Source organism: Paenibacillus dendritiformis (genome assembly GCF_021654795.1).
Taxonomy (GTDB): Bacteria; Bacillota; Bacilli; order Paenibacillales; family Paenibacillaceae; genus Paenibacillus_B.
Window position 1 is genome coordinate 5,545,186 of the sequence record NZ_AP025344.1, and the last position, 22,315, is coordinate 5,567,500.

Genomic DNA, 22,315 nt, shown 5'->3' on the forward strand with positions numbered 1-22,315 from the left:
AAGAGCATCGTTCTACGCAAGGGATGCGGCTGCTTCCGGCTCCTCTGCTTCATATGCTTGCTGCGGACGAGCCGCCCGAAGACGGGCTTTGGTTTAATATTGGGTTCGGACTTGGATTTGGGGATGGACAAGGGATGTTCCTTCCATCGATGTAAGGCTTGCTGTAGGGTTCCGGCCGGCCAGCAGGAAGCCGGCCGTACCTCCGGATTCGGCACCGGAACTTCCTTTGTCGAAGCCTATGTTTAAGGGGTATTGAGACACTCTATGTACGATTTATGTATTCCCCCGCAGCCCTGGTGTGGATAAGTAAAGATCCGGCTGCGGGGTAGTGAGCTTTTCCTGACGATTAGATGTGACGATGGCGCTGCATGAGGCTCAAAGAATGCTCCGTATGGCATGAAAGGGACAGCCCTTGGATTAGAGGTGAATTCTATGCTGACTGACGGTACCGCAGGCAGCATGGGGAGAAAATCTTCCAATGGGGTAAAAACGTTATCTTAACATCAGGGCCGCACGGCCCCCGGAAAGCACTTCCGTGCCTCTTGCCGGGGCGGTCACCGGCTTGGCCGAGCTTAGGTCGTTACCAGCAAATCCTGGGTCTCCTGAGAGATCACCTGCTGTATACTGGACTTGATAATGTCGCAGCCGGCGGCAAGATGCTCCATCGAGACGGTCAGCGGTGGCATGATCTTCAGCACGCGGTCTCCTCTGCCGGCTCTTTCAATGATGAGCCCGTTCTCGAAGCTGATCTCCGTCATCCGCTTCGCCCCGGCTTCATCCGTGAAGCCCGAGACGTCAATGCCCCAGATCAGGCCGAGTCCGCGGATCGCGATCGAGGGATGCAGAGGCTTGATTTCTTTGTCAAGGAACGAGCGCACAAACTCTTCCTTCTGCTTCACCTCGGCTTCCAGGGCGGTTCTGTCCCGGAACTCGAGAGCGGCCTTGGCGGCCACAAAAGCGAGCTGGTTGCCGCGGAAGGTGCCGTTGTGCTCGCCCGGCGTCCAGAGATCCAATTCAGGCTTCAGCAGCAGGAGGGACATTGGCAGGCCGTACCCGCTGATCGACTTCGACAGCGTAATGAGATCCGGCTCGATCCCCGCACGTTCGAAGGAGAAGAATTCGCCTGTCCGGCCGCAGCCGACTTGAATGTCGTCGGTAATGAGCAGGATATCGTGCCTGCGGCAAAGCTGCTGCAGCCCTCGCAGCCACTGCGCGTCGACGACGTGAATTCCGCCTTCGGCTTGTACCGTTTCAAGCAGGATGGCGGCCGGCTTGTCGATTCCGGAGTGCGAATCAGTCAGGATATTCTCGATATAGCCGAGCGTATCCATTTCTGCGAAAGCCCCGCTCGGGTGCGGCATGAACGTAACTCCGCCCAGAGGAAGCCCTGCCCCTTCCCTCATGGACTTGGAGCTTGTCGCCGACAGGCTGCCGAGCGACATGCCGTGGAAGCCGCCCATGAATGCGAATATCCCGGTTCTCTTCTTCGCCTTGCGTGCGAGCTTCAGGGCCGCTTCCACCGCGTTCGTCCCCGTCGGACCGCAGAATTGAAGCTTGTAATTCAGCTTCTTCGGCTCCAGGATCCGCTCCGAGAAGCTCTGGATGAATTCGCGCTTGGCCATTGTATACATATCCAGACCGTGCATAATCCGGTCGGAGGTCAAGTAATCGAGAACCCGGTCCTTGATATAATCGTTGTTATGACCGTAATTCAGTGCCCCAGCACCTGCAAAAAAATCAATATATGCCCTTCCGTCCTCAGAATATAACAGGTCCCCCTTGGCCCGGTCGAATACCACCGGAAAGCTTCTGCAGTAAGATCTTACGTTGGATTCCAGCTTTTCAAAAATGCTCACGCGCTTCATCCTCCATCGGAATTGGGATAAGGTTGGCTTCATCCTTTCTGAACCTTCTGACGTCATGGAGCAACATATTCTCGGCTGTCATTTTCCACACTTTTCGGTCCCCGCATGCCGGCTTCTCGGTAGCCAGTGGACTGGTTCTCGCGCACAGCTCGAATAGGTATAAGGACCCTTTAATTCTATGTTCTAGCATAATAGGAAAGGTGAGCCAAGTATAATTATATCAAAATTTCCAAGAATGTATAGTAAAGCTTTAGTTAAATTTGGTCTTTCCAACATAAGGTGTAAATATTTTGCCTAAAAAGAGCGAATAATGAAGAAACGCTGGGAATGGTTTGCCATCAATCGAGGAATTCGACGCGTGTCGACATTCAGGGAGGGCGGCCAATCTGTAAAAAGTTCATCACCTTTATAATCCATTTGCATTCCTTATCCGTTCGCAAAACGGGGTGCCGCTTATGAACGGAAAGATCAAGTCCTGCCTGTGCTGCCTCAATGAACATTGAATCTGTCCATCTTTGGATTTTCTCCTTGCTCTTTTTCCTCCATGTCATTTCGAGGGCGGGAGTCATGCCGTTATATTCCTTGCTAGAACGGATCGGAAGGATCTCGCCATAAGCGGCTAGAGAATGTATATTTTAGATTAGTAGGAAAAGGCAAGAGGTATTCGTAGAGCGCAAACGTTGACGTTTACACGCTCGTTTAGTAAAACGTAGGTTACTAGGGGCGATTTAAAGGGACATCTCCCTTTTAAGTTAGTAATGGTTGTTCGTGCTTTTCAAGATAATGATGGTGCGTTGTTACACAATTTAGAACCTGATAGCAGTTGCGGAGAAAACCAATCATTTTAAACAGCTTTCGGCCTGTGAACATTAGAAGAAGCTAGAGGTAGTGTGACGTCGATTGTTCCTATTTTACTAAGCAAATCTGCCCACGATATCAATAAAAAGGACGCTCCCGCTTCTTCGCTTGGCTGCGTCCTCTTCATTATCTTCCATTTGCTCCTTATCTTAAACTGAGCAATAAGGAAATACATTACTTTCCATTGAATTTTTACTCGTATAAACTCAATTTTTTCGTTCTTATCATAATCATCAAGATTTCTATAAACTTCAATCAACCTTCGCTCGAATTCATCTTCATATGTCGTCCCATCTTCTGCATTGACACCAGTCAATAGCCAATTTAAGCTCACATTATATTGTGTTCGAATAGATAATAATGTTTCCGCAGATGGATTACTATTTCCCAGCTCAATTTCACTCAGGTTCCCTTAAGAAATTCCTATGCTTTTGGCAAATTGAACTTGGTTTAAATTGTTTTCTTTACGGATACATTTTATTTTATCGCCAATGTCATTCAACATTTTCACCACCAATTATGAAGTATGTATAATGTTTTTTAGTATTTTAAAAAGGAGCCACGAATCAATCCCTCGGGCTCCCTTTTAGATGCTGAAAATCATTCATCTTGCATTTCGGTTCACGGCTTTTTTATACTGGGACATTACAGTGCAAATAACAACCTAACTTACTCCACCGTCACGCTCTTCGCCAGATTGCGCGGCTTGTCAACATCATTGCCGCGGGCCAGGCTCGCGTAATACGCGATAAGCTGCAGCGGCACGACAGCGAGGGCGGGCGCCAGTAGCGGCAGCGTAGCCGGGACGACGAAGGTGGCGTCGACCGCCTTCTGCAGCGCCGGAGCGTTGGCTTCGTCGGTGACCGCGAAGACGACTCCGCCGCGCGCCTTCACTTCCTTGATGTTGCTCACCGTCTTCTCCAGGAGCGCAGACTGGGTCGCAAGCGCGATGACAGGCACGCCTTCTTCGATCAGAGCCAGCGTACCGTGCTTCAATTCTCCGGCCGCATAGGCCTCGGAATGAATGTACGAGATCTCCTTCAGCTTGAGCGAGCCCTCGAGCGCGACCGCGTAATCGAGGCCGCGTCCGATGAAGAACAGATGCTCATGCCCGGCCATCTCCTCGGCCACCCGCTTCAGCTCGCCGGCCTGCTCCAGGATGCGCTCAACCTGCTCAGGCAAGGCCTGCATCGCGGCCAACTGTTCCCGGATCCAGGCTTGGTCCTTCGTGCCCAGCGTCTGGGCGGCGTACAAGCTGAACAGCATGAAGGCAATCAGCTGCGACGTGTACGCCTTCGTCGAAGCGACCGCGATCTCCGGACCGGCCCACGTAATGATCGTGTCATCCGCTTCGCGGGCGACCGAGCTGCCGACCGCGTTCGTAATCGCCAGCACGGCGGCGCCGCAGCGCTTCGCTTCCCGCAGAGCGGCGAGCGTATCGGCCGTCTCTCCCGACTGGCTTACCACGATGACCAACGTCTCCGGGGTAATAATCGGCGAGCGGTACCGGTACTCCGACGCGACATCCGTCTCCACCGGGATGCCTGTGCACTGCTCGATGAGCGTCCGTCCGACCAGACCCGCATGATAAGCGGTGCCGCAAGCGACAATGTGAATATTGCGAATCTTCCGCAGCTTCTCGGCGCTGAGCACATTCAGCTCCGGCAGCTTGATGCCGCTGCGGCCCTCTGTAATTCTTCCGCGCATCGTATCCCGATACGCCTTGGGCTGCTCATGAATTTCTTTGAGCATGAAATGGTCATATCCGCCTTTTTCTGCAGTGACCGCGTCCCAATCGACAACAATCATTTCCCGAGAAATAAAATTCCCTTCCAGTGTCATCAATTCGACAGCGTCCCGGGTGAGGACCGCCATCTCTCCGTCATTCAAAATATAGACTCGACGCGTATACTGTAAAATTGCCGGTATATCCGACCCGATAAAATTCTCGCCATCGCCGATGCCGATGACAAGCGGGCTGGCAAAACGTACCGCGACCAGCTTATCCGGCTCGTATTCCGTCAGCACAGCCAACGCGAAGGCGCCGCGCATATGGGAAGTCGCCCGCTGGACCGCCTTGACGATGTCGCCGTCGTACTCCCGGGCGATCAGGTGGGAGATCACTTCCGTATCGGTATCCGACACGAAATGAACCCCTTCCGCGATCAGCTCTTCCTTCAGTTCCATATAGTTCTCCACGATCCCGTTATGGACGACGGAGAACTTCCGCGAAGCATCCGTATGCGGATGAGAATTCTCATCCGAAGGCTTCCCGTGCGTCGCCCAACGCGTATGCCCGATGCCGACGTTCCCCTCCAGCGGCTGCGCTTCCAGCCGGGAAGCGAGCACCGCCAGGCGGCCTTGGGCCTTGCTGACCTGCAGCCCATCCGGGGTAAATACCGCAATGCCGGCCGAATCATAGCCCCGGTACTCCAGCTTGCTCAATCCATCCAACAATACAGCTTGAGAATTTCTTGCACCGATATATCCGACAATACCACACATCCTAATCCAACCTCCGTTATGCCGGCGCACGTGCAGGACGCCGCACACGGAAGCCATGCTGCCTGCAACAACGCATCGATGCATGGCATTAGGGCCGCCGGCCCCCTGTCCAGGAACGAACGTCCTGCCATCAGGGGAACCGCAATTCGTGATATTCAGTTGTGCAAGGAATGAGCGATGCACAGCAGCATGTCCGGAAAAAAGATCCGAATCCGATGTGCGCGTCCATTCATGAGCCAGCCCATTTCGTATATATTTTCGTTCCTGTATAATCGAAAATCACGCTGTCAACGTAAGCAGACATTGTCCAGCAAGTCGCCTTGCCGCTTTCCGTCATGCTATTGCGGTGCCGTTGGCGCACCGGGAGGTCCCCGCCGAACAATTCCGAACACCTCCACCTCGTCCACTTGTCCAGCATGCCGAACGCTGGTGCCAAGTGCTGGCGCTTATAATGCAGTTCCCTGCGAAATGGCTTCTACCCTCGCTTTCCTTATCGAATCGAATACCGTCCATGCCTTCCGTTCGGCAAGCTCTTCGAATCTCATGACTCGCCCGCCAGAGTCTTGTCTTACTGGACTGAATACACACGACCGTGTATTCAATGCATGGCATGTCGATTCCGTGCGTCAGCCGGCTACTGCTGTGATGTCGTGAAGCCCGGCAAGCTGTCCTTCCATCCTGCACAGCGGAATCTGCTCTTATTATATTCATGTTGCTCCCCGTTGGCAACCGGTCTCCCGGCAAGTTAGGACATAAGCCGCCCATCCGCTCGACACGGACAGACGGCCTGCTCCACTAGTTCGATACGCTCAATTCCTGTGAGATGACGTCTGCAATCTGCTTGACATATCCTTCGACCACATCGACTTCCGGGCCTTCGGCCATGACGCGAATGAGCGATTCCGTACCCGAAGGACGGACCAGCACGCGGCCGTTATCCCCCAATTCCCGCTCCACCGAAGCAATCGCTTCTTCGATGACCGGATTGTCTTTATACTTGCTCTTATCTTCAACCCGCACGTTCACGAGCACCTGCGGGAACTTCCGCATCACTTGCCGGGCTTCGCCCAGCTTCTTGCCGCTGCCCTTCAGCGTGTCAACCAATTGAATGCCGGTCAGCATGCCGTCCCCTGTCGTATTGTAGTCCAGGAAGATGACGTGTCCGGATTGCTCTCCGCCCAGGTTATAGTCCCCGCGGCGCATCTCTTCCATCACGTAGCGATCGCCGACCGCCGTCTTCGCCGTATTCAGCTCAAGGCGATCCGCAGCCTTGAAGAAGCCAATATTGCTCATGACGGTTGTCACGATCGTATCCTGCTTCAGGCGGCCTTCCTTCTTCATCGCCTCGCCGCAGATGAGCAGCACGAAGTCGCCGTCTACTTCTTCTCCCGCTCCATCGATGGCAATCAGCCGATCGGCATCTCCGTCGAAAGCCAACCCGAGATCGGCTCCTTGCTTCACGACCTCCCGCTTCAAATGTTCCGGATGAGTCGATCCGCATTCTGCATTGATGTTCAAGCCATTCGGCTCGGCGCCAATCGCGATAACCTCGGCGCCCAGATCGCGGAACAGGCGGGGAGCCAGTTCATACGCCGCTCCATTCGCGCAGTCCAGCACGATTTTCAGGCCGTCGAACCGATGCTTCACCGTTGATTTCAAATATTCGACATAACGCCATTTCGCTTCCGTGTCGGCAGTGACCGTCCCGAGATCGCGGCCAATCGGACGAGGAAGCTCATCGATCTCCGCATCCATCAGACGCTCGATCTCCAGTTCGGTCTCGTCCAGCAGCTTGAAGCCGTCACGGCCGAAGAATTTGATTCCATTATCCTCCACCGGATTATGGGAAGCGGAGATCATAACGCCTGCATCCGCTCCCAGCTCGCGGGTAAGATAAGCGACAGCCGGCGTGGTCACGACGCCAAGCTGGACCACGTCCGCGCCAATGGACAGCAGACCGGCGGTCAACGAAGCCTCCAGCATGCGTCCCGATACCCGTGTGTCCATGCCGATAACGACCTTAGGCTTGGTGGATGCCTTTCCAGTTAATACATAGCCGCCGCAGCGGCCGATTTTATAAGCAAGCTCCGCAGTAAGCTCCGTATTGGCTATACCGCGTACGCCGTCTGTACCGAAATATTTCCCCATTACAACCTGCTCTCCTTCATCCCGCTGCATGCATCCGCCCGCGCCAAGCGGGACGGATGGGGTTGGCAGCTCCTCGATTACTTGTTATATATCGTTCACATGCTGATTATATGCGTTCATTCCTGAGTGAGCGTGTCATCGCCGGGATCGGCAGAAGTCTGTTCTTCCGGCGTCTGATCTTCCTCATGGCTCGAGCCGTTCGGCCCGGTTGGTTCTGTATTCGGGTGACTCCCTTCCGCAGCGCCGTGCGTTCCGTTATCCGGCTCGCCGCCGCCTTCGGGAACGGGATCTGTCGCGACGGGCTCCCCCTTGTCCCGAATCTCGACAGTTACCGTGAGCGGCGTCTGTTCCGCTCGCCTTACGAAGCGGGGCAGGTTCACCTGAACGTTGATCGTATGCGTGCCTGCCGGCAGATCATTCACGTTCGCGATAAGCTGAATATCGCCGGCGGTCATGTCATCGATCAGGTTCGGCGCACCGATGACGGCGACATCGAGCTTGCGGGTAGCCGGTTCCACAATCGATGTCTCCAATCGGTCATTCTCCCCGGTGAGCGTAATGGGAACACCGGTAATCACCTTCTGCTTCACGGCGGATACGACGACATCCACCGTGATCTCACTCGGTTCTATTTTCTCAATGTTCGGCGGCGGCGTCAATGTTACGTTCAGCTTATATTGTCCGGCTTGGTCGATTTGCTTCAGATTTACTTGAACCCCGTCGAAAAATTCGATCTTATTCAATGCTTCTTGAGGACCATACAGCGTAATCTGATTGACGCTCGGCACCAGCGAAGAGACCGCCAGCCCGTCCGGAAGCTGTCCGACGAGATCCAATTGCAGCGGAACGGTCTTGAAGGGCTTCGTGATCGGAACTTCAATCTCGACGACCGAAGGAGTAATCACCGCATCCTCGATTTCCTGCCCCCGGTCATTATAAGCCGTAAGCTTCACGCGCTTGGCGATGACCGACTCGTTGGCCCCTTCGATATTGACGGCGGCAGAGACAGCGGCCACCTCCGTCATCCGCGAGGCCGGCAGCGTCACATGAACCCGGTTCGACGGGGAGATAATCGGCGTGCCCGGCTTATATCCTTGGGCAGCGGCTCCCTCGGTCCGAACCTGAATCTCGAACTCCTTCGTCTGCACATCCTCCAGCTCGACCGAGACGCCCGTCGGCTGCATCGCCTGAAGCTCGATGCCCGGCGGGAAATCATGCTGGAGCTGAACGACGTGCTTGCCCGGTCCATAGCCTGTCAAATCCAGAAGCACCTTATAGTTTTCCGGCAGCGCAGCGGCAATCGTCGTTCGCTTCCCGCGCACTTGAATCCGCACCGAATCCGGCGTAATCGACTTGATTACCTGCTGCTTCGTATCGAGGCCGACAGTGCGCACCTGGACATTGTCAATCCATCGCGTCTCCATAAGCGGAGGAACCGGGACACTCGCCGGGTCATCCTTATGTACGACGATGAACAGCAGCACCCCGATGAGGAGCGCGATAATCTTGGCAGATGTATTGTTCATTAACCATTTATCCATGATGCTCACCTTTTCGTTTCCAGAACACGCGGCGTTCCTTTTTGGCAGGCGGCTTCAATTCTTCGAACAGCTTCGAGATGAGCGACTCTTCCTTGATGTCCCGGACCACCTGCCCGTTCATCGCCAGAGAGACCTGTCCCGTCTCCTCCGATACGATGACGGAGATGGCATCGCTCACTTCGCTGATTCCGATCGCCGCACGGTGTCTCGTCCCGAGCTCTTTGCTAATGAACGGATTTTCCGACAATGGCAAATAACAGGCGGCTGCGGCGATCTGGGTGCCGCGCACGATGACCGCGCCGTCATGCAGCGGCGTATTCGGAACGAAAATATTAATCAGAAGCTCGGAGCTTAACCTCGACTCCATCGAAATGCCCGACTCGGTATATTCATTAAGCCCCGTCGTGCGCTCAAAGACGATGAGCGCCCCTATTTTTCGCCGCGACATATAATTTATGGCCTTAATCAATTCACCGATAACGCGAGCCGTTTCGTCCTCGTCGACCGCGGTGCGGCGCCCCAAGATTTTCCCCCGGCCCAGCTGCTCCAGCGCTCGCCGCATCTCCGGCTGGAAAATGATGACCAGCGCCAGCACCCCGAAGGTGAACATCTGATTCATTAACCATTTCAGCGTATATAGATTAAACCATGTACTGACCGCCCAGATGATGACGAGGACAAAAATCCCCTTCAACAGCTGGATGGCGCGAGTGCCACGGATAAGAACAAGCAATTGGTAAATAATATAGCTTACGACCAAAATATCAATAACATCCTTGAGCATGTTCGGCCACGTCATGTCCGCAAAATAATTCATGCTGGTACCCCCAACATTCCCTGATAAAATCATTCATCTACAGCGTTCTCTCATGAACTTAACTATATACTTTTCTTCGCCATGACGCAAAACTCCTGTTGGAACCAAAAAACTCTCCTACAAACATCGCAGGAGAGCTAGGTATCGGTCTAGAGACCGGGCGTTGCCCATCATAGGGTATCCGGCCTTGTACCGAACAAACTAGTAATTTGGTACCATATCCAGCTGATGGCTTCGTCGATCTGGTGAACCGAGCCCGAAATATTGGCGGTGGAGGCCTGGAACAGCTTCCCGTCGATGACGGTGACGTCTCCCTTCACCTTGCCGTACACTTCGGCTGTGCCATTGCGAATCGTCAGATCGCCGGCCACCTCCTTGTCTGGAGGCACAATGACGACGTTGTTCTCAATGACAACGCCATTCAAATTCGAGCCTTTCACGACGAGCTGTTTATCTGAATTCCACATACTGAGCCAACTGGTCATCATCACCAAAACAAAGACGGCCGCCACCGTAATTGCGGGATGCCGCTTCACCCATACCGAAAAGGCGCTGCGCTGCTTCGGCTTCGGAATGATACTCATTATGCGGTCGGTGAGATCCTCGGATACGGGCTGCAAACGATGATTGAACCCGTACAGCAGACGGTCCGTCTGCTCCAACTCACGGAATCGCTCATGGCAAGCCGGACACCCAAGCATATGCATTTTCAGTTCCACCGCACATTCTCGGTCCAAATCGTCATCTAGAAGATCATGCATCAATGAGACGGCTTGTTTGCAATCCATTTGAGCCAGTCCTTTCTTGAAGTCTCATAAAATAACCCGCAAATGCGAAATTCTCTATCCGGCCGGAAGAGAAGTCGGATATTTGCCGGTCTTCTATACGTTACGCTGCAGCAATCGAATAGTTTCAAACAAATTAACCGGTTATTTATTCCTATAATTTCCGTTCCAGCTTCTTGCGCAAAAATTCCCTGCCCCGGTGCACGCGCGTTTTGATTGTCGTGACCGGCATATCCAGCACATCGCTGATTTCCTGCAGGGACATATCCTGCAAATACCGAAGCACCATAACCGATTTATATTTGGACGGCAGGCTGTTAATCGCTTCCTGCACCATCCGCTGCGTCTCGCTGACAATCAGATACGATTCCGGCGTCCGGTCGTCGCTTGGAATCATTGCATATCCGTCGACGCCCTCTTGCTCGGTCATCTCGGCGTCAAGGGAATAGTTCGGCTTCCGCTTGCGGAGCCGATCGATGCACAAGTTCGTCCCGATGCGGTAGATCCACGTGGAGAACTTCTGATTCTCGTCGTAGCGGTCCAGATTGCGGTATACGCGCAAAAAGGTGTCCTGCACCACGTCCTCCGCCTCATGCCGGTTATTCAGCATGCGGTAGGCCAGGTGATAGATCTTATCTTTATATAATTCGACAATCTCGGCGAAAGCCCGTGTGTCTCCTTTGCGGGCCAATCTCGCGAGCCGTTTCTCCAATGTATTCACGGTCTCCCTCCATCCTCACTGCCCGTTAATGCCGATGTCTACAATCATTGCGGTACAATGACAATGCCGGACATCGCAAGCAGGAATCCGAACCTATGGAGCACCGTCCCCTGTACTCTGTCCATCCGTCCACTTATCACGCTGCACGATGGCCGTCGAAGCTGTGCGCAGCTCACAGGCATCATACCCTCCGCCACGCTTCAAGGCCCGTCCCCCCGGCACACGATTCCTTTCTCTCTCGTTGAACCTGTCCTGCGTCTACACAGGAAAAGTCGAGTCTTGAACACTCAAGACTCGACTGCATCGTCGCTTGCTTCCTATGCTGGTCGAATCGACGAATCCTATATACGGTGATTCCTACTTGTCAGCCATCAACCTGTGTTCCGAAGTCCTGCCGCAATGCCATTGATCGTCAACAGCACCTCACGCAGCAGAATCGGATTGTCATTGCCCGCTTCACGCAGTTCACGCAATTCGGATACGAGACCAACCTGCATATAGCTCAGCGGATCCACATACGGATTGCGGAGCCGGATCGATTCCTGAATGACCGGGACATTGTCGAGAATCTCCTGCTGCCCCGTAATCTTAAGGATCAAATCCGACGTTAACTTATACTCTTCTTCGATCAGGCGGAAGATGCGTTCCCGCACGGCATCATCCTTCACCATGCCGGAGTACTCCTTGGCGATGACCAGATCGGCCTTGGCCAATGCCATCTGCAGGCTGTCAATCATCGACTGGAAGAAGGAATAATGGCGGTACATGTCGCGCATCACGGCCAGATTCTCTTCCTTGCCCTGATAGAAGCTCTGCAGGCCTGTTCCTGCCGCATACCACGCCGGCAGCAGATATCGGCTCTGCGTCCACGCAAACACCCATGGTATGGCACGCAAATCCTCAAACCGGTCGCTGTTCTTCCGCTTCGAAGGCCGGGAACCGATGTTCAGCTCCCCGACTTCAGGCAGCGGGGTCGATTCCTTGAAGTAAGTCAGGAAATCCGGATCCCGGAAAATCAAATCCTGATATTTCTTCAACGACGTCTGGGAAATGCTCTCCATCAGCTCTTTCCACTTGGATTCGTATAAATCGGTATGGTCTGACCGTGCCAGCATAGCCGCTTGAATGAGCGCAGAGGTCGCTTGCTCCAGACTGCGGTAAGCAATGCCTTGCATCGCATAACGGGAGGACAGAACCTCGCCCTGCTCCGTAATCTTGATGCCGCCTCCGATCGTGTGCGGCGGCTGAGCGAGAATGCTCCGGTTGAGGGGCATTCCCCCGCGGCCGAGCGCACCGCCCCGCCCATGGAAGAACTTAATTTTAACATTATAGTTTTGAGCCATTGCTGTCAATTCCTTCAGCGCCAATCGGAGCTCCCAGTTAGCCGTAAATACCCCTCCGTCTTTGTTGCTGTCGGAGTACCCCAGCATAATCTCCTGCACGTCGCTCATCGCGCTGACCGCGCTCCGGTAGATCGGAAGATCGAACAGCCGCTTCATGATTCCTGGCGCTGCATGGAGGTCGTCAATCGTCTCGAACAACGGAACGGCCTGAAGCGTGCAGTGAACCTTGCCGTTTGCATCCTGACGGAACAAGCCGACTTCCTTGGAGAGCAGCATGACCTCAAGCACGTCGCTGGCGGCTTCCGCCATGCTGATCAAATAGCTTGTAATGCATTTCTCCCCGAACTCCCTCTGGGCGCGCTGAATCGTACGGTAGACGTCCAGACATTCCCGGGTCGACTCGCTGTACTCTATATAAGACGACACCAATGGCCTTGGGTCCTGCAAAAGTTGATGAAGCAAATCGATTTTTTCTTCCTCGCCGAGCGCGCCGTAATTATCGACAATCTTCATGTTGGCCAAAATTTCGGTCATGGCGTTCTCATGCTCTTTGCTGTGCTGGCGGATATCCAGCGCGGCCATGTAGAAGCCGAACAATTCGACTTGACGAATCAGCTTCGTGACAAGGGTATCGGCTACATAATCCGCATAATGGTGGCGAAGGCTGCGGTCAATGATGCGCAAATCCTCTACGAATTCCACAGGATCGCGGTAACGCGCAGAAGTGTCTCGCGTTGACTCGTCCAACATATTGTTCAATCGCTCGAACATATAAATCAACTTGATGCGATATGGCTCTTTTTCATTATTCCACACTTCGGCCCGCTTCAATGGGACATTGGCGCGATCGGCCGCAATCGATTGCAGCAGTTCATCGGATACCTGTACAATGCTGGTGCTGAAGCTCAGACTGCGAAACAATTCCTTCAGCCGTTCTTCGTATTTTCGAATCGCAAGCTTCCGGTGCATTTGGAGCGTCTGCCACGTTACTTCCGCGGTGACGGACGGATTGCCGTCCCGGTCTCCTCCGATCCAGGAACCGAACCGCAGATAAGTCGGCACATGCCAGCTCTGCGTCGGATAATATTTGTCAAGGCAACGTTCCAACTCCTGATAGACCTCAGGCAGAACATCGAATAACGTCTCATTGAAGTAATACAGTCCATTGCGGACTTCATCCAATACCGTCGGCTTCCGATCCCGGAGTTCATCCGTCTGCCAGAGCGTAATGACTTCATTCAGCAGCTTGTCGCGTAGTTGCTCCCGCTCCCGATACGTCAGCGTAGGATTATCAAGCAGCATCATGTCTTCCGCAATCCGCTTATGAATATCGAGAATCGCGCGGCGCATCGCCTCGGTCGGATGGGCGGTCATGACAAGCTCCAGCGAGATGCTGCCCAGAATCTCGCGCAATTCCTCTTCCGAACAATTGCGTTCCTTCAATTCCAGAATGACGCTCTCGATCGAGCCCGGCTGCACCGTCTCGCCAGCGGAACGCTCATAATCGCGCTTGCGCCGGACGCGGTGATTCTGTTCGGCGATATTCACCAGTTGAAAATAAATCGCAAAAGCACGTATCACTTGATGCCGGATATCTGGGTTCAACGTATTGATCAGTTGTTTGAACTCTTCGTATAATTCTGGCAGAAATACAGCTCGCAACGATTTGCTTATTTCCCGAATCTTCTCCACAATGTCAAGCAGCTCGTTCCCGCCTTGATGGACAAGCACTTCACCGAGGATATTACCCAGAAAACGAACGTCCCTCCGCAACAAGTTGTTGGAGTTCGCTTTGCTCGCGGTTAACGTAAGGTCTGTCATTCGTCTCCCCCTATCTCTCCAATCCTGTTCCAACGGATTTTGGCTTTCCTAACATCATACTACAAAATAACTCGAAAATCTTTACTTTATTATGAAAAAATCGGACGTTACCTCTGCGCATCTTCTCATTAGTTCGGAACTTCGGAGCTGGAAATAAAAAAAGGACCTCTCATCGAAGGTCCGTTCGGTGCGAAATATGTATGGCTTGAAATATTAGTGGAGCGGGTGATGGGAATCGAACCCACGCTACCAGCTTGGAAGGCTGGAGTTCTACCATTGAACTACACCCGCAAAGAAATGGTCGGGACGACACGATTTGAACATGCGACCCCCTGGTCCCAAACCAGGTGCTCTACCAAGCTGAGCTACGTCCCGATATGTATCCGTTTGGTTAAAGTGGCGCGCCCTGAGAGATTCGAACTCCCGACCTTTTGATTCGTAGTCAAACGCTCTATCCGGCTGAGCTAAGGGCGCATATTCTGGAGCGGACAACGGGATTCGAACCCGCGACCCTCGCCTTGGCAAGGCGATACTCTACCACTGAGCTATGTCCGCATTATTTTACAACATTAATTATTATATCACAACTTGCGTTGAATTTCAACAAGTGTTGAACGTTCGCTTCCTGCAGAATGCAGATGATGGAGCGGGTGATGGGAATCGAACCCACGCTACCAGCTTGGAAGGCTGGAGTTCTACCATTGAACTACACCCGCAAAAATGGTCGGGACGACACGATTTGAACATGCGACCCCCTGGTCCCAAACCAGGTGCTCTACCAAGCTGAGCTACGTCCCGATATGTATCCGTTTGGTTAAAGTGGCGCGCCCTGAGAGATTCGAACTCCCGACCTTTTGATTCGTAGTCAAACGCTCTATCCGGCTGAGCTAAGGGCGCATTCTTCTGGAGCGGACAACGGGATTCGAACCCGCGACCCTCGCCTTGGCAAGGCGATACTCTACCACTGAGCTATGTCCGCAGATGTACATAGAATGTTGTACATTATTGCACAACGTAAGTATAATAACATATTTCCTGCTGAGTATCAACAGTGAGTTGATTCCAATTTTTGAATGCAGCCAGTAATGTGTAAACATTTTTAAATATGTTATATACTTTCAACTCAGGTATTTTTATTTCCGTGTAACCTTTCCTGATAATGCCGGATCTAATGTTTGAAAATGACTCAGAGGAGGATCATCCGGATTTATGAGGAAGGTGGTAAGAACAGGTGGATGTACATAAAGAATATATTCTTAAAGCGCAGGCCGGTGACAGTGAGGCTTTCATTCATCTAATGCAGGAAATGGAGCTGCCCCTGTATCGAATGGCGCTGCAGATGGTGAAGCAGGAGGCGGATTGCGCCGATGCCATTCAGGAAACAATGTTGAAAGCCTACAAATCGATACACTCGTTAAGAAAACCGGAATTTTTCAAAACATGGCTCTTCCGCATTCTTATCAACGAGTGCAACAAAATTTTGAAGAAGCGCTCGCAAGCGATACCTATTGAGGAGTGTCCCTACCCTTCCGCCAGTTCAGCCGAATATGACAAGATCGATCTGCATGAAGCCGTCGATCGGTTGGATGAGAACCTGCGTGTCGTCATTTTGCTGCACTATTTTCAAGATTTTCCTGTCCATCAGATTGCCGATGTGCTCGATATTTCAGCGGGAGCGGTCAAGACTCGGCTGCATCGGGCCAGGAAGACATTATTAAGCTGGTTAAGCAACAATCCGGAAGGGGAGATGAACTGTGGCACGTTATAATTTGGACAAGGATCTGATGGAATGCCGGAACAACCTGCCTGACCAACTGACGCCGATGCTGCGCTCTCGCTTGGACGGCACGTACCAGCTCATTCGGCAGTTGGAGCCAGGTACGAGCCAGTTCGCCGAACCCGCCCAGACAAGACCGAGTCGAGTAAGAAAAGCAGCCATAGTTACTGCGGTCGTCGCCTCAATGGGCGTAGCTTTGGTCGGGGCTGGTTTCCTCTCGCCGACACTGGCCGAGTCACTGAAAAGCATCCCGGTTCTGAGCAGCATTTTCAAGCTGATGGGGGATGCCGGACTGCAAAAGGCCGATCAAGAGGGACTCGTCTCCGTCATCAACGAAAACATAGAACAGAATGGCATTTCGCTCATTGTTCCCAAAGTGACCTATGACGGAATACGCATTGCATTTGAATTGACAAGGCAAGCGCCTAAAGGCACGAAAGGCGTACTGCTCGATGTTAGGGCGGTCTTCGAAAATAGAGTGCCGAAAGGCGCTTTTGACCGAATTCAAGTATCCATGCCGGGTGCCTATGGCAGCCTTGGATTCGGCACCCCTGCGAACGAGCCGTCCGAATCCGTTATTGTGCAGCTTAACGAGCTATCCGGCAACCTCCCCGATCAATTCAACATGTCAGTGAAGGTATGGCTTACAGGTTACGAGGAGCCTTACGAATTGACTGTGCCAGTTACCAAAAATACAAAAGACAATATCATTTTGGTCCCCGAGGAGCCAACCAAAACGTATGGGAACATTAACTTTACCATTGAAAAGCTGGAACTGACGCCGATTTCCACAAACCTCTGTCTAAAGCTGACTGGCGAACCAAGCATCGGGGGCTTAAGCGACATTAATGCCGATATTATCGATGAACAAGGTCGAACACTGGAAGTGCTGAGCGGGAGGGGAATGATGGGCGATACCTTTTCTACCTGGACTTCAGAAACAACGTTCGAGCCTTTTCCGGCCAAGCCGAACACAGTAACAGTCCAACCGTATATGATGAGAACGGTGGAAAATAATAAGCGGGAGAAGGAATATATTCCGGAGCTTGAGTTCACCATTCCGGTAAAACCGCGCCCTGCCGATTAGCGGGGCGGAGCATAGACAACACCAAACCCGATTCGAGCCTTCGCCCGATCGGGTTTGGCCATGATAGCCTGGCAACCGCGTTCGATTCCTTGGATACGACGAGTTGCAGCAGACCGTCAGTAGCCGCTGCCGCTCTCATGCCCATTCCTCGGTAGAAGGGCCTCTCTTTTACGTTCCATAGCTAAATCCTGCAAAATTGCAGGGTTCTCGCCGCCCAACTTTTTCGCAAAAGAAATTCCTGCAAAGCTGCATCAATTTCCCTAGACACGCCCATCCGGCAGTCGAAATCCGCAAAACTCCAAGATTTCTCCAGACGCTCCTATTCAGTAAGCGAAATCCTGCATAAATACAGCAATTCCATATGGACGACTATTCCAGAAAGGGAATCCTACAAAATTACAGGAATTTTCCCCGTTTCGCTTCGGCTTGAAGCAAAAGGGCCTAAAATGATGTAGATTTGCAGCAATTCCTCGGGATGTGGACTCATTAAGCCGAAATTCCTGTAAAATAGCAGCAATTTCCTCCGCACGTCCAAGCCCCGGGAGGCAACGATGCTTCGAGCAGGCCGATAATGCTTCCAGCAGGCCGGATAATGCGATGATGCCCCCAGCATCCGACGCGGTCGCTTGGATCCCGTAACATCAGGCCATTGAGTAGTCTATGGGGCTTTTTACTTGTGATTGATCTCTTCTCCCGGTAGAGAAAATCGATTTAAAACGCTCTAAGAGCCAAAGTTTGGATGAGGAAAATGGACCTTCTCCACCCCTTCACAAAAAAACAGGGGTTTTCCAACAATCTCTCTATTTTGTTCATAATAGCCCTTAACTGGGGAAAATCCTGTACATTTGCAGGAATTGTAATGATTAGCTGCCTGGAGCTAAATAAATACTGTAAAATCGCAGGTTTACTTCACTTAAGCAGCATCTCCGCTCGAAAAGTATCGGTATCCGACCCTTTAAGCAGGTCAGATTGCTCTTAAACGCAACAAAGCCGCCCTACGGCGGCTAATCAATGTCACTATGGAGCGGGTGATGGGAATCGAACCCACGCTACCAGCTTGGAAGGCTGGAGTTCTACCATTGAACTACACCCGCAAAAATGGTCGGGACGACACGATTTGAACATGCGACCCCCTGGTCCCAAACCAGGTGCTCTACCAAGCTGAGCTACGTCCCGATGCGTATCCATTTGTTAAAGTGGCGCGCCCTGAGAGATTCGAACTCCCGACCTTTTGATTCGTAGTCAAACGCTCTATCCGGCTGAGCTAAGGGCGCATTTATTCTGGAGCGGACAACGGGATTCGAACCCGCGACCCTCGCCTTGGCAAGGCGATACTCTACCACTGAGCTATGTCCGCATCTTGTCTCTCCATCAAGTTTCATCAGAAGCGACAAGTAATAATATATCATAAAACAAATATTATTGCAACATCAATTTTATAATTTTTTTGTTTAAAGATACAATCTGCAAATATCGGCCCGCTCCTGCTCTGTAATATGCGGACAGGTCGTGCAATGAAGCCCTTGGTCGCTTCGGAACTTGAGGCAGCAGACTTCGCGAATCCTCAACATATTGCCCTTCTGTATAGGATGCGGGATAACCCTGTAGTTGAATGCCAACGGATTGGCCTCGTATTGGCCGTATAAGGCGCCTGCAGCCTCGTGCAATACCCAATTCCTATCTTCCTGCCAAAGCCGCTCCTGCGTCGTTATCTGCGCCTCTGCAGCCCAAAGATCGTAATAGTACTCAAGCACGTTGGCAACATTGGCCCAGAGCACTTTTCGTGAAAGACCGGATACCTGGTTCATCAAACGAAACAAGTGATTAAAATGTTCCTTGAACAAAAGCTGTATCTGCCGATCCCGCGCAAGCAGTCTGCCTTCCCCCATATCGGGCTCAAGCTCTGGCTCTCCTATGGCATGGATATCTCCAGATACGTCGAGAATAAGGACAAAGGACCATTTGTCCGGATCCAGCAGCCGGCCCAACCTGGAGAAAGCATACATTCCTCCCCCGGCTAGCGGATGCGCATACCGCTTTATAAAGAGCGAAGCAGCCACCTTGTCATCGGAACAGCGGTACAAGCGCTTAGCCTCCGGCAGCAGACGGCGGATTCCTGCTTCGGTAAGCAGCTCCTCCTTCGATAGAGCGAGTCGTACCGAGTCAGCCGGACGCTCCCAGTCTGAGAGAGCGCGAATACAGAACGTATCCCAGCATGGCTGCAGTTCTCGAGACATCCCTTCCCCTCCTGACATTCCATCTTGACCCGATTTTCTCCTTTAAACAGCAAAAAACCCTTGTCCGACAAGGGTTCCATGATACTGGTGCGCGTGGAGGGACTTGAACCCCCACGGTTGCCCGCTAGATCCTAAGTCTAGTGCGTCTGCCAATTCCGCCACACGCGCATTCCTATAAATAACTGGTGAGCCATGAAGGACTCGAACCTTCGACACCCTGATTAAAAGTCAGGTGCTCTACCAACTGAGCTAATGGCTCTCAAAAATGGCTGGGGATATAGGATTCGAACCTATGCATGACGGAGTCAAAGTCCGTTGCCTTACCGCTTGGCTAATCCCCAACGATGTACAAGTTGTTGTCATGGTGCCGGCGATAGGAGTCGAACCCACGACCTACTGATTACAAGTCAGCCGCTCTACCAACTGAGCTACACCGGCTTACATGAATGGTGGACGCTGACGGGATCGAACCGCCGACCCTCTGCTTGTAAGGCAGATGCTCTCCCAGCTGAGCTAAGCGTCCACAAAGTGGTGACCCGTACGGGATTCGAACCCGTGTTACCGCCGTGAAAGGGCGGTGTCTTAACCGCTTGACCAACGGGCCTCAGGATAGCTTACCTATAATTTGTAAAAAAGTACTGGAGCTCTCAACCGGGATCGAACCGGTGACCTCATCCTTACCATGGATGCACTCTACCTACTGAGCTATGAGAGCAAGATGGCTCCCCGAACAGGACTCGAACCTGTGACAACTCGGTTAACAGCCGAGTGCTCTACCGACTGAGCTATCAGGGAACAGTAAGGAACAGCTCTGCGCTGCGTGGACTTGCTGCAACAAATCCACGCTCGCATCTCTGTCTGCTTGGCAGCGTCCTACTCTCCCAGGACCCTGCGGTCCAAGTACCATCGGCGCTGGAGGGCTTAACGGTCGTGTTCGGGATGGGTACGCGTGGAACCCCTCCGCTATCGCCACCAAACAGATAAGGTTTGTACCTTAAAAACTGAATGCGAAAGTAAAGAATCATAATCATCTTCGTTAGGATAAGCCCTCGACCGATTAGTATTGGTCAGCTCCATGCATTGCTGCACTTCCACCTCCAACCTATCTACCTCGTCGTCTTCAAGGGGTCTTACCAATGTGGGAAATCTCATCTTGAGGGGGGCTTCACGCTTAGATGCTTTCAGCGCTTATCCCTTCCGTACTTGGCTACCCAGCTATGCCTCTGGCGAGACAACTGGTACACCAGCGGTACGTCCATCCCGGTCCTCTCGTACTAAGGACAGCTCCTCTCAAATTTCCTGCGCCCGCGACAGATAGGGACCGAACTGTCTCACGACGTTCTGAACCCAGCTCGCGTACCGCTTTAATGGGCGAACAGCCCAACCCTTGGGACCTACTTCAGCCCCAGGATGCGATGAGCCGACATCGAGGTGCCAAACCTCCCCGTCGATGTGGACTCTTGGGGGAGATAAGCCTGTTATCCCCAGGGTAGCTTTTATCCGTTGAGCGATGGCCCTTCCATGCGGTACCACCGGATCACTAAGCCCGACTTTCGTCCCTGCTCGACTTGTAGGTCTCGCAGTCAAGCTCCCTTCTGCCTTTGCACTCTTCGAATGATTTCCAACCATTCTGAGGGAACCTTGGGGCGCCTCCGTTACTCTTTAGGAGGCGACCGCCCCAGTCAAACTGCCCGCCTGACACTGTCCCCGAACCGGCTTCACGGTCCCAGGTTAGAACTCCGATACGATCAGGGTGGTATCCCAACGGCGCCTCCACCGAAGCTGGCGCTCCGGCTTCTAAGGCTCCCACCTATCCTGTACAGACCGTACCAAAGTCCAATATCAAGCTGCAGTAAAGCTCCATGGGGTCTTTCCGTCTTGTCGCGGGTAACCTGCATCTTCACAGGTATTAAAATTTCACCGGATCTCTCGTTGAGACAGCGCCCAAGTCGTTACGCCATTCGTGCGGGTCAGAATTTACCTGACAAGGAATTTCGCTACCTTAGGACCGTTATAGTTACGGCCGCCGTTTACTGGGGCTTCGGTTCATAGCTTCGCCTTACGGCTAACCACTCCCCTTAACCTTCCAGCACCGGGCAGGCGTCAGCCCGTATACTTCGCCTTACGGCTTCGCACAGACCTGTGTTTTTGCTAAACAGTCGCTCGGGCCTATTCACTGCGGCCCCCTCGGGCTATTCACCCTACCGGGGCACCCCTTCTCCCAAAGTTACGGGGTCATTTTGCCGAGTTCCTTAACGAGAGTTCTTCCGCGCGCCTTAGAATTCTCTTCTCGCCTACCTGTGTCGGTTTGCGGTACGGGCACCTTCACCTGGCTAGAGGCTTTTCTTGGCAGCATGAAATCAAGACCTTCGGTACTGTAATTTTCCCTCCCCGTCACAGCCCAGCCTTACGGTCAGCGGATTTGCCTACTGACCAGCCTCACTGCTTGGACGAGCATCCATCAGCTCGCGTCCCTATCCTTCTGCGTCCCCCCATTGCTCATAACGGCTGCGGTGGTACAGGAATTTCAACCTGTTGTCCTTCGACTACGCCTTTCGGCCTCGCCTTAGGTCCCGACTTACCCTGGGCGGACGAGCCTTCCCCAGGAACCCTTAGGCTTTCGGCGGACATGATTCTCACATGTCTTTTCGTTACTCATACCGGCATTCTCACTTGTGTACAGTCCAGCAGTCCTTCCGGTCTGCCTTCAACCCGGTACACAACGCTCCCCTACCACTGATGCAAGCATCAATCCATAGCTTCGGCGGTACGTTTAGCCCCGTTACATTTTCGGCGCAGAGTCACTCGAC

11 protein-coding genes, 20 tRNA genes and 2 rRNA genes (1 of these 33 cut by a window edge) are annotated in these 22,315 nt (G+C 52.7%); 2 read left to right on the forward strand and 31 right to left on the reverse strand.

What is annotated here, in order from left to right; all coding sequences use genetic code 11:
* Positions 1-572: 572 nt before the first annotated feature.
* From ectB to L6439_RS24595, 16 genes are all read right to left on the reverse strand, one after another.
* On the reverse strand, positions 573-1,856 hold the full coding sequence (gene ectB / locus L6439_RS24520) for a diaminobutyrate--2-oxoglutarate transaminase (RefSeq protein WP_213471740.1): 1,284 nt from the start codon (positions 1,854-1,856) through the stop codon (positions 573-575).
* 1,536 nt (positions 1,857-3,392) lie between these two features.
* On the reverse strand, positions 3,393-5,228 hold the full coding sequence (glmS, locus tag L6439_RS24525; RefSeq protein WP_213471739.1) for a glutamine--fructose-6-phosphate transaminase (isomerizing): 1,836 nt from the start codon (positions 5,226-5,228) through the stop codon (positions 3,393-3,395).
* Positions 5,229-6,023: 795 nt separating this feature from the next.
* Complete coding sequence (glmM, locus tag L6439_RS24530) at positions 6,024-7,376, reverse strand: phosphoglucosamine mutase (RefSeq protein ID WP_168182594.1); 1,353 nt, start codon at positions 7,374-7,376, stop codon at positions 6,024-6,026.
* A 116-nt stretch (positions 7,377-7,492) separates the two neighbouring features.
* Positions 7,493-8,917 carry a CdaR family protein gene (locus tag L6439_RS24535; protein ID WP_168182595.1) on the reverse strand — a complete coding sequence of 475 codons (1,425 nt, stop codon included), beginning with the start codon at positions 8,915-8,917 and terminating at the stop codon, positions 7,493-7,495.
* Entirely contained in the window at positions 8,910-9,734 is an 825-nt protein-coding gene (cdaA, locus tag L6439_RS24540; RefSeq protein ID WP_168182596.1) for a diadenylate cyclase CdaA, read from the reverse strand. Before cdaA ends, L6439_RS24535 begins: the two co-directional genes overlap by 8 nt.
* 170 nt (positions 9,735-9,904) lie before the next feature.
* A complete protein-coding gene (locus L6439_RS24545) occupies positions 9,905-10,522 on the reverse strand; it encodes a zf-HC2 domain-containing protein (RefSeq protein ID WP_168182597.1) in 618 nt (205 codons plus the stop codon).
* 151 nt (positions 10,523-10,673) lie between these two features.
* Positions 10,674-11,240: an RNA polymerase sigma factor SigW gene (sigW, locus tag L6439_RS24550; protein WP_168182598.1), complete on the reverse strand. Its 567-nt coding sequence runs from the start codon at positions 11,238-11,240 to the stop codon at positions 10,674-10,676.
* A gap of 371 nt (positions 11,241-11,611) precedes the next feature.
* Positions 11,612-14,404, reverse strand: a complete 2,793-nt coding sequence (gene ppc, locus L6439_RS24555; protein ID WP_168182599.1) for a phosphoenolpyruvate carboxylase — start codon at positions 14,402-14,404, stop codon at positions 11,612-11,614.
* 217 nt (positions 14,405-14,621) lie between these two features.
* Positions 14,622-14,695, reverse strand: a tRNA-Gly gene (locus L6439_RS24560).
* Positions 14,696-14,702: 7 nt separating this feature from the next.
* Positions 14,703-14,779: transfer RNA gene (locus L6439_RS24565), tRNA-Pro, on the reverse strand.
* A 22-nt stretch (positions 14,780-14,801) separates the two neighbouring features.
* A tRNA-Arg gene (locus L6439_RS24570) sits at positions 14,802-14,878 on the reverse strand.
* A gap of 6 nt (positions 14,879-14,884) precedes the next feature.
* A tRNA-Gly gene (locus tag L6439_RS24575) sits at positions 14,885-14,959 on the reverse strand.
* Positions 14,960-15,046: 87 nt separating this feature from the next.
* Positions 15,047-15,120 (reverse strand) — tRNA-Gly (locus tag L6439_RS24580).
* Between the two features lie 5 nt (positions 15,121-15,125).
* Positions 15,126-15,202: transfer RNA gene (locus L6439_RS24585), tRNA-Pro, on the reverse strand.
* Between the two features lie 22 nt (positions 15,203-15,224).
* A tRNA-Arg gene (locus L6439_RS24590) sits at positions 15,225-15,301 on the reverse strand.
* Between the two features lie 7 nt (positions 15,302-15,308).
* Positions 15,309-15,383: transfer RNA gene (locus L6439_RS24595), tRNA-Gly, on the reverse strand.
* 252 nt (positions 15,384-15,635) lie between these two features.
* On the opposite strand from L6439_RS24595, the gene L6439_RS24600 reads away from it, so the two are divergent.
* Together L6439_RS24600 and L6439_RS24605 are read left to right on the forward strand one after the other, a co-directional pair.
* Positions 15,636-16,172 (forward strand): sigma-70 family RNA polymerase sigma factor, encoded by a 537-nt coding sequence (locus L6439_RS24600; RefSeq protein ID WP_213471738.1) that lies wholly within the window; start codon positions 15,636-15,638, stop codon positions 16,170-16,172.
* Positions 16,159-17,268, forward strand: coding sequence for a DUF4179 domain-containing protein (locus L6439_RS24605; protein WP_213471737.1), 1,110 nt, complete (start codon positions 16,159-16,161; stop codon positions 17,266-17,268). Before L6439_RS24600 ends, L6439_RS24605 begins: the two co-directional genes overlap by 14 nt.
* A gap of 1,020 nt (positions 17,269-18,288) precedes the next feature.
* On the opposite strand, the gene L6439_RS24610 is transcribed toward L6439_RS24605, so the two are convergent.
* From L6439_RS24610 to L6439_RS24680, 15 genes are all read right to left on the reverse strand, one after another.
* A tRNA-Gly gene (locus L6439_RS24610) sits at positions 18,289-18,362 on the reverse strand.
* Between the two features lie 5 nt (positions 18,363-18,367).
* Positions 18,368-18,444 (reverse strand) — tRNA-Pro (locus L6439_RS24615).
* A gap of 21 nt (positions 18,445-18,465) precedes the next feature.
* Positions 18,466-18,542, reverse strand: a tRNA-Arg gene (locus tag L6439_RS24620).
* A gap of 8 nt (positions 18,543-18,550) precedes the next feature.
* Positions 18,551-18,625 (reverse strand) — tRNA-Gly (locus tag L6439_RS24625).
* 94 nt (positions 18,626-18,719) lie between these two features.
* Positions 18,720-19,505 (reverse strand): IucA/IucC family C-terminal-domain containing protein, encoded by a 786-nt coding sequence (locus L6439_RS24630; protein ID WP_213471736.1) that lies wholly within the window; start codon positions 19,503-19,505, stop codon positions 18,720-18,722.
* A gap of 85 nt (positions 19,506-19,590) precedes the next feature.
* Positions 19,591-19,673: transfer RNA gene (locus L6439_RS24635), tRNA-Leu, on the reverse strand.
* A 15-nt stretch (positions 19,674-19,688) separates the two neighbouring features.
* A tRNA-Lys gene (locus tag L6439_RS24640) sits at positions 19,689-19,764 on the reverse strand.
* 7 nt (positions 19,765-19,771) lie between these two features.
* Positions 19,772-19,846, reverse strand: a tRNA-Gln gene (locus L6439_RS24645).
* Positions 19,847-19,867: 21 nt separating this feature from the next.
* A tRNA-Thr gene (locus L6439_RS24650) sits at positions 19,868-19,943 on the reverse strand.
* A 9-nt stretch (positions 19,944-19,952) separates the two neighbouring features.
* A tRNA-Val gene (locus L6439_RS24655) sits at positions 19,953-20,028 on the reverse strand.
* Positions 20,029-20,034: 6 nt separating this feature from the next.
* Positions 20,035-20,109 (reverse strand) — tRNA-Glu (locus L6439_RS24660).
* 35 nt (positions 20,110-20,144) lie between these two features.
* A tRNA-Thr gene (locus tag L6439_RS24665) sits at positions 20,145-20,220 on the reverse strand.
* A 4-nt stretch (positions 20,221-20,224) separates the two neighbouring features.
* Positions 20,225-20,300 (reverse strand) — tRNA-Asn (locus L6439_RS24670).
* 65 nt (positions 20,301-20,365) lie between these two features.
* Positions 20,366-20,482, reverse strand: a 5S ribosomal RNA gene (rrf, locus tag L6439_RS24675).
* A gap of 60 nt (positions 20,483-20,542) precedes the next feature.
* Positions 20,543-22,315, reverse strand: a 23S ribosomal RNA gene (locus tag L6439_RS24680) (it continues 1,155 nt past the right edge of the window).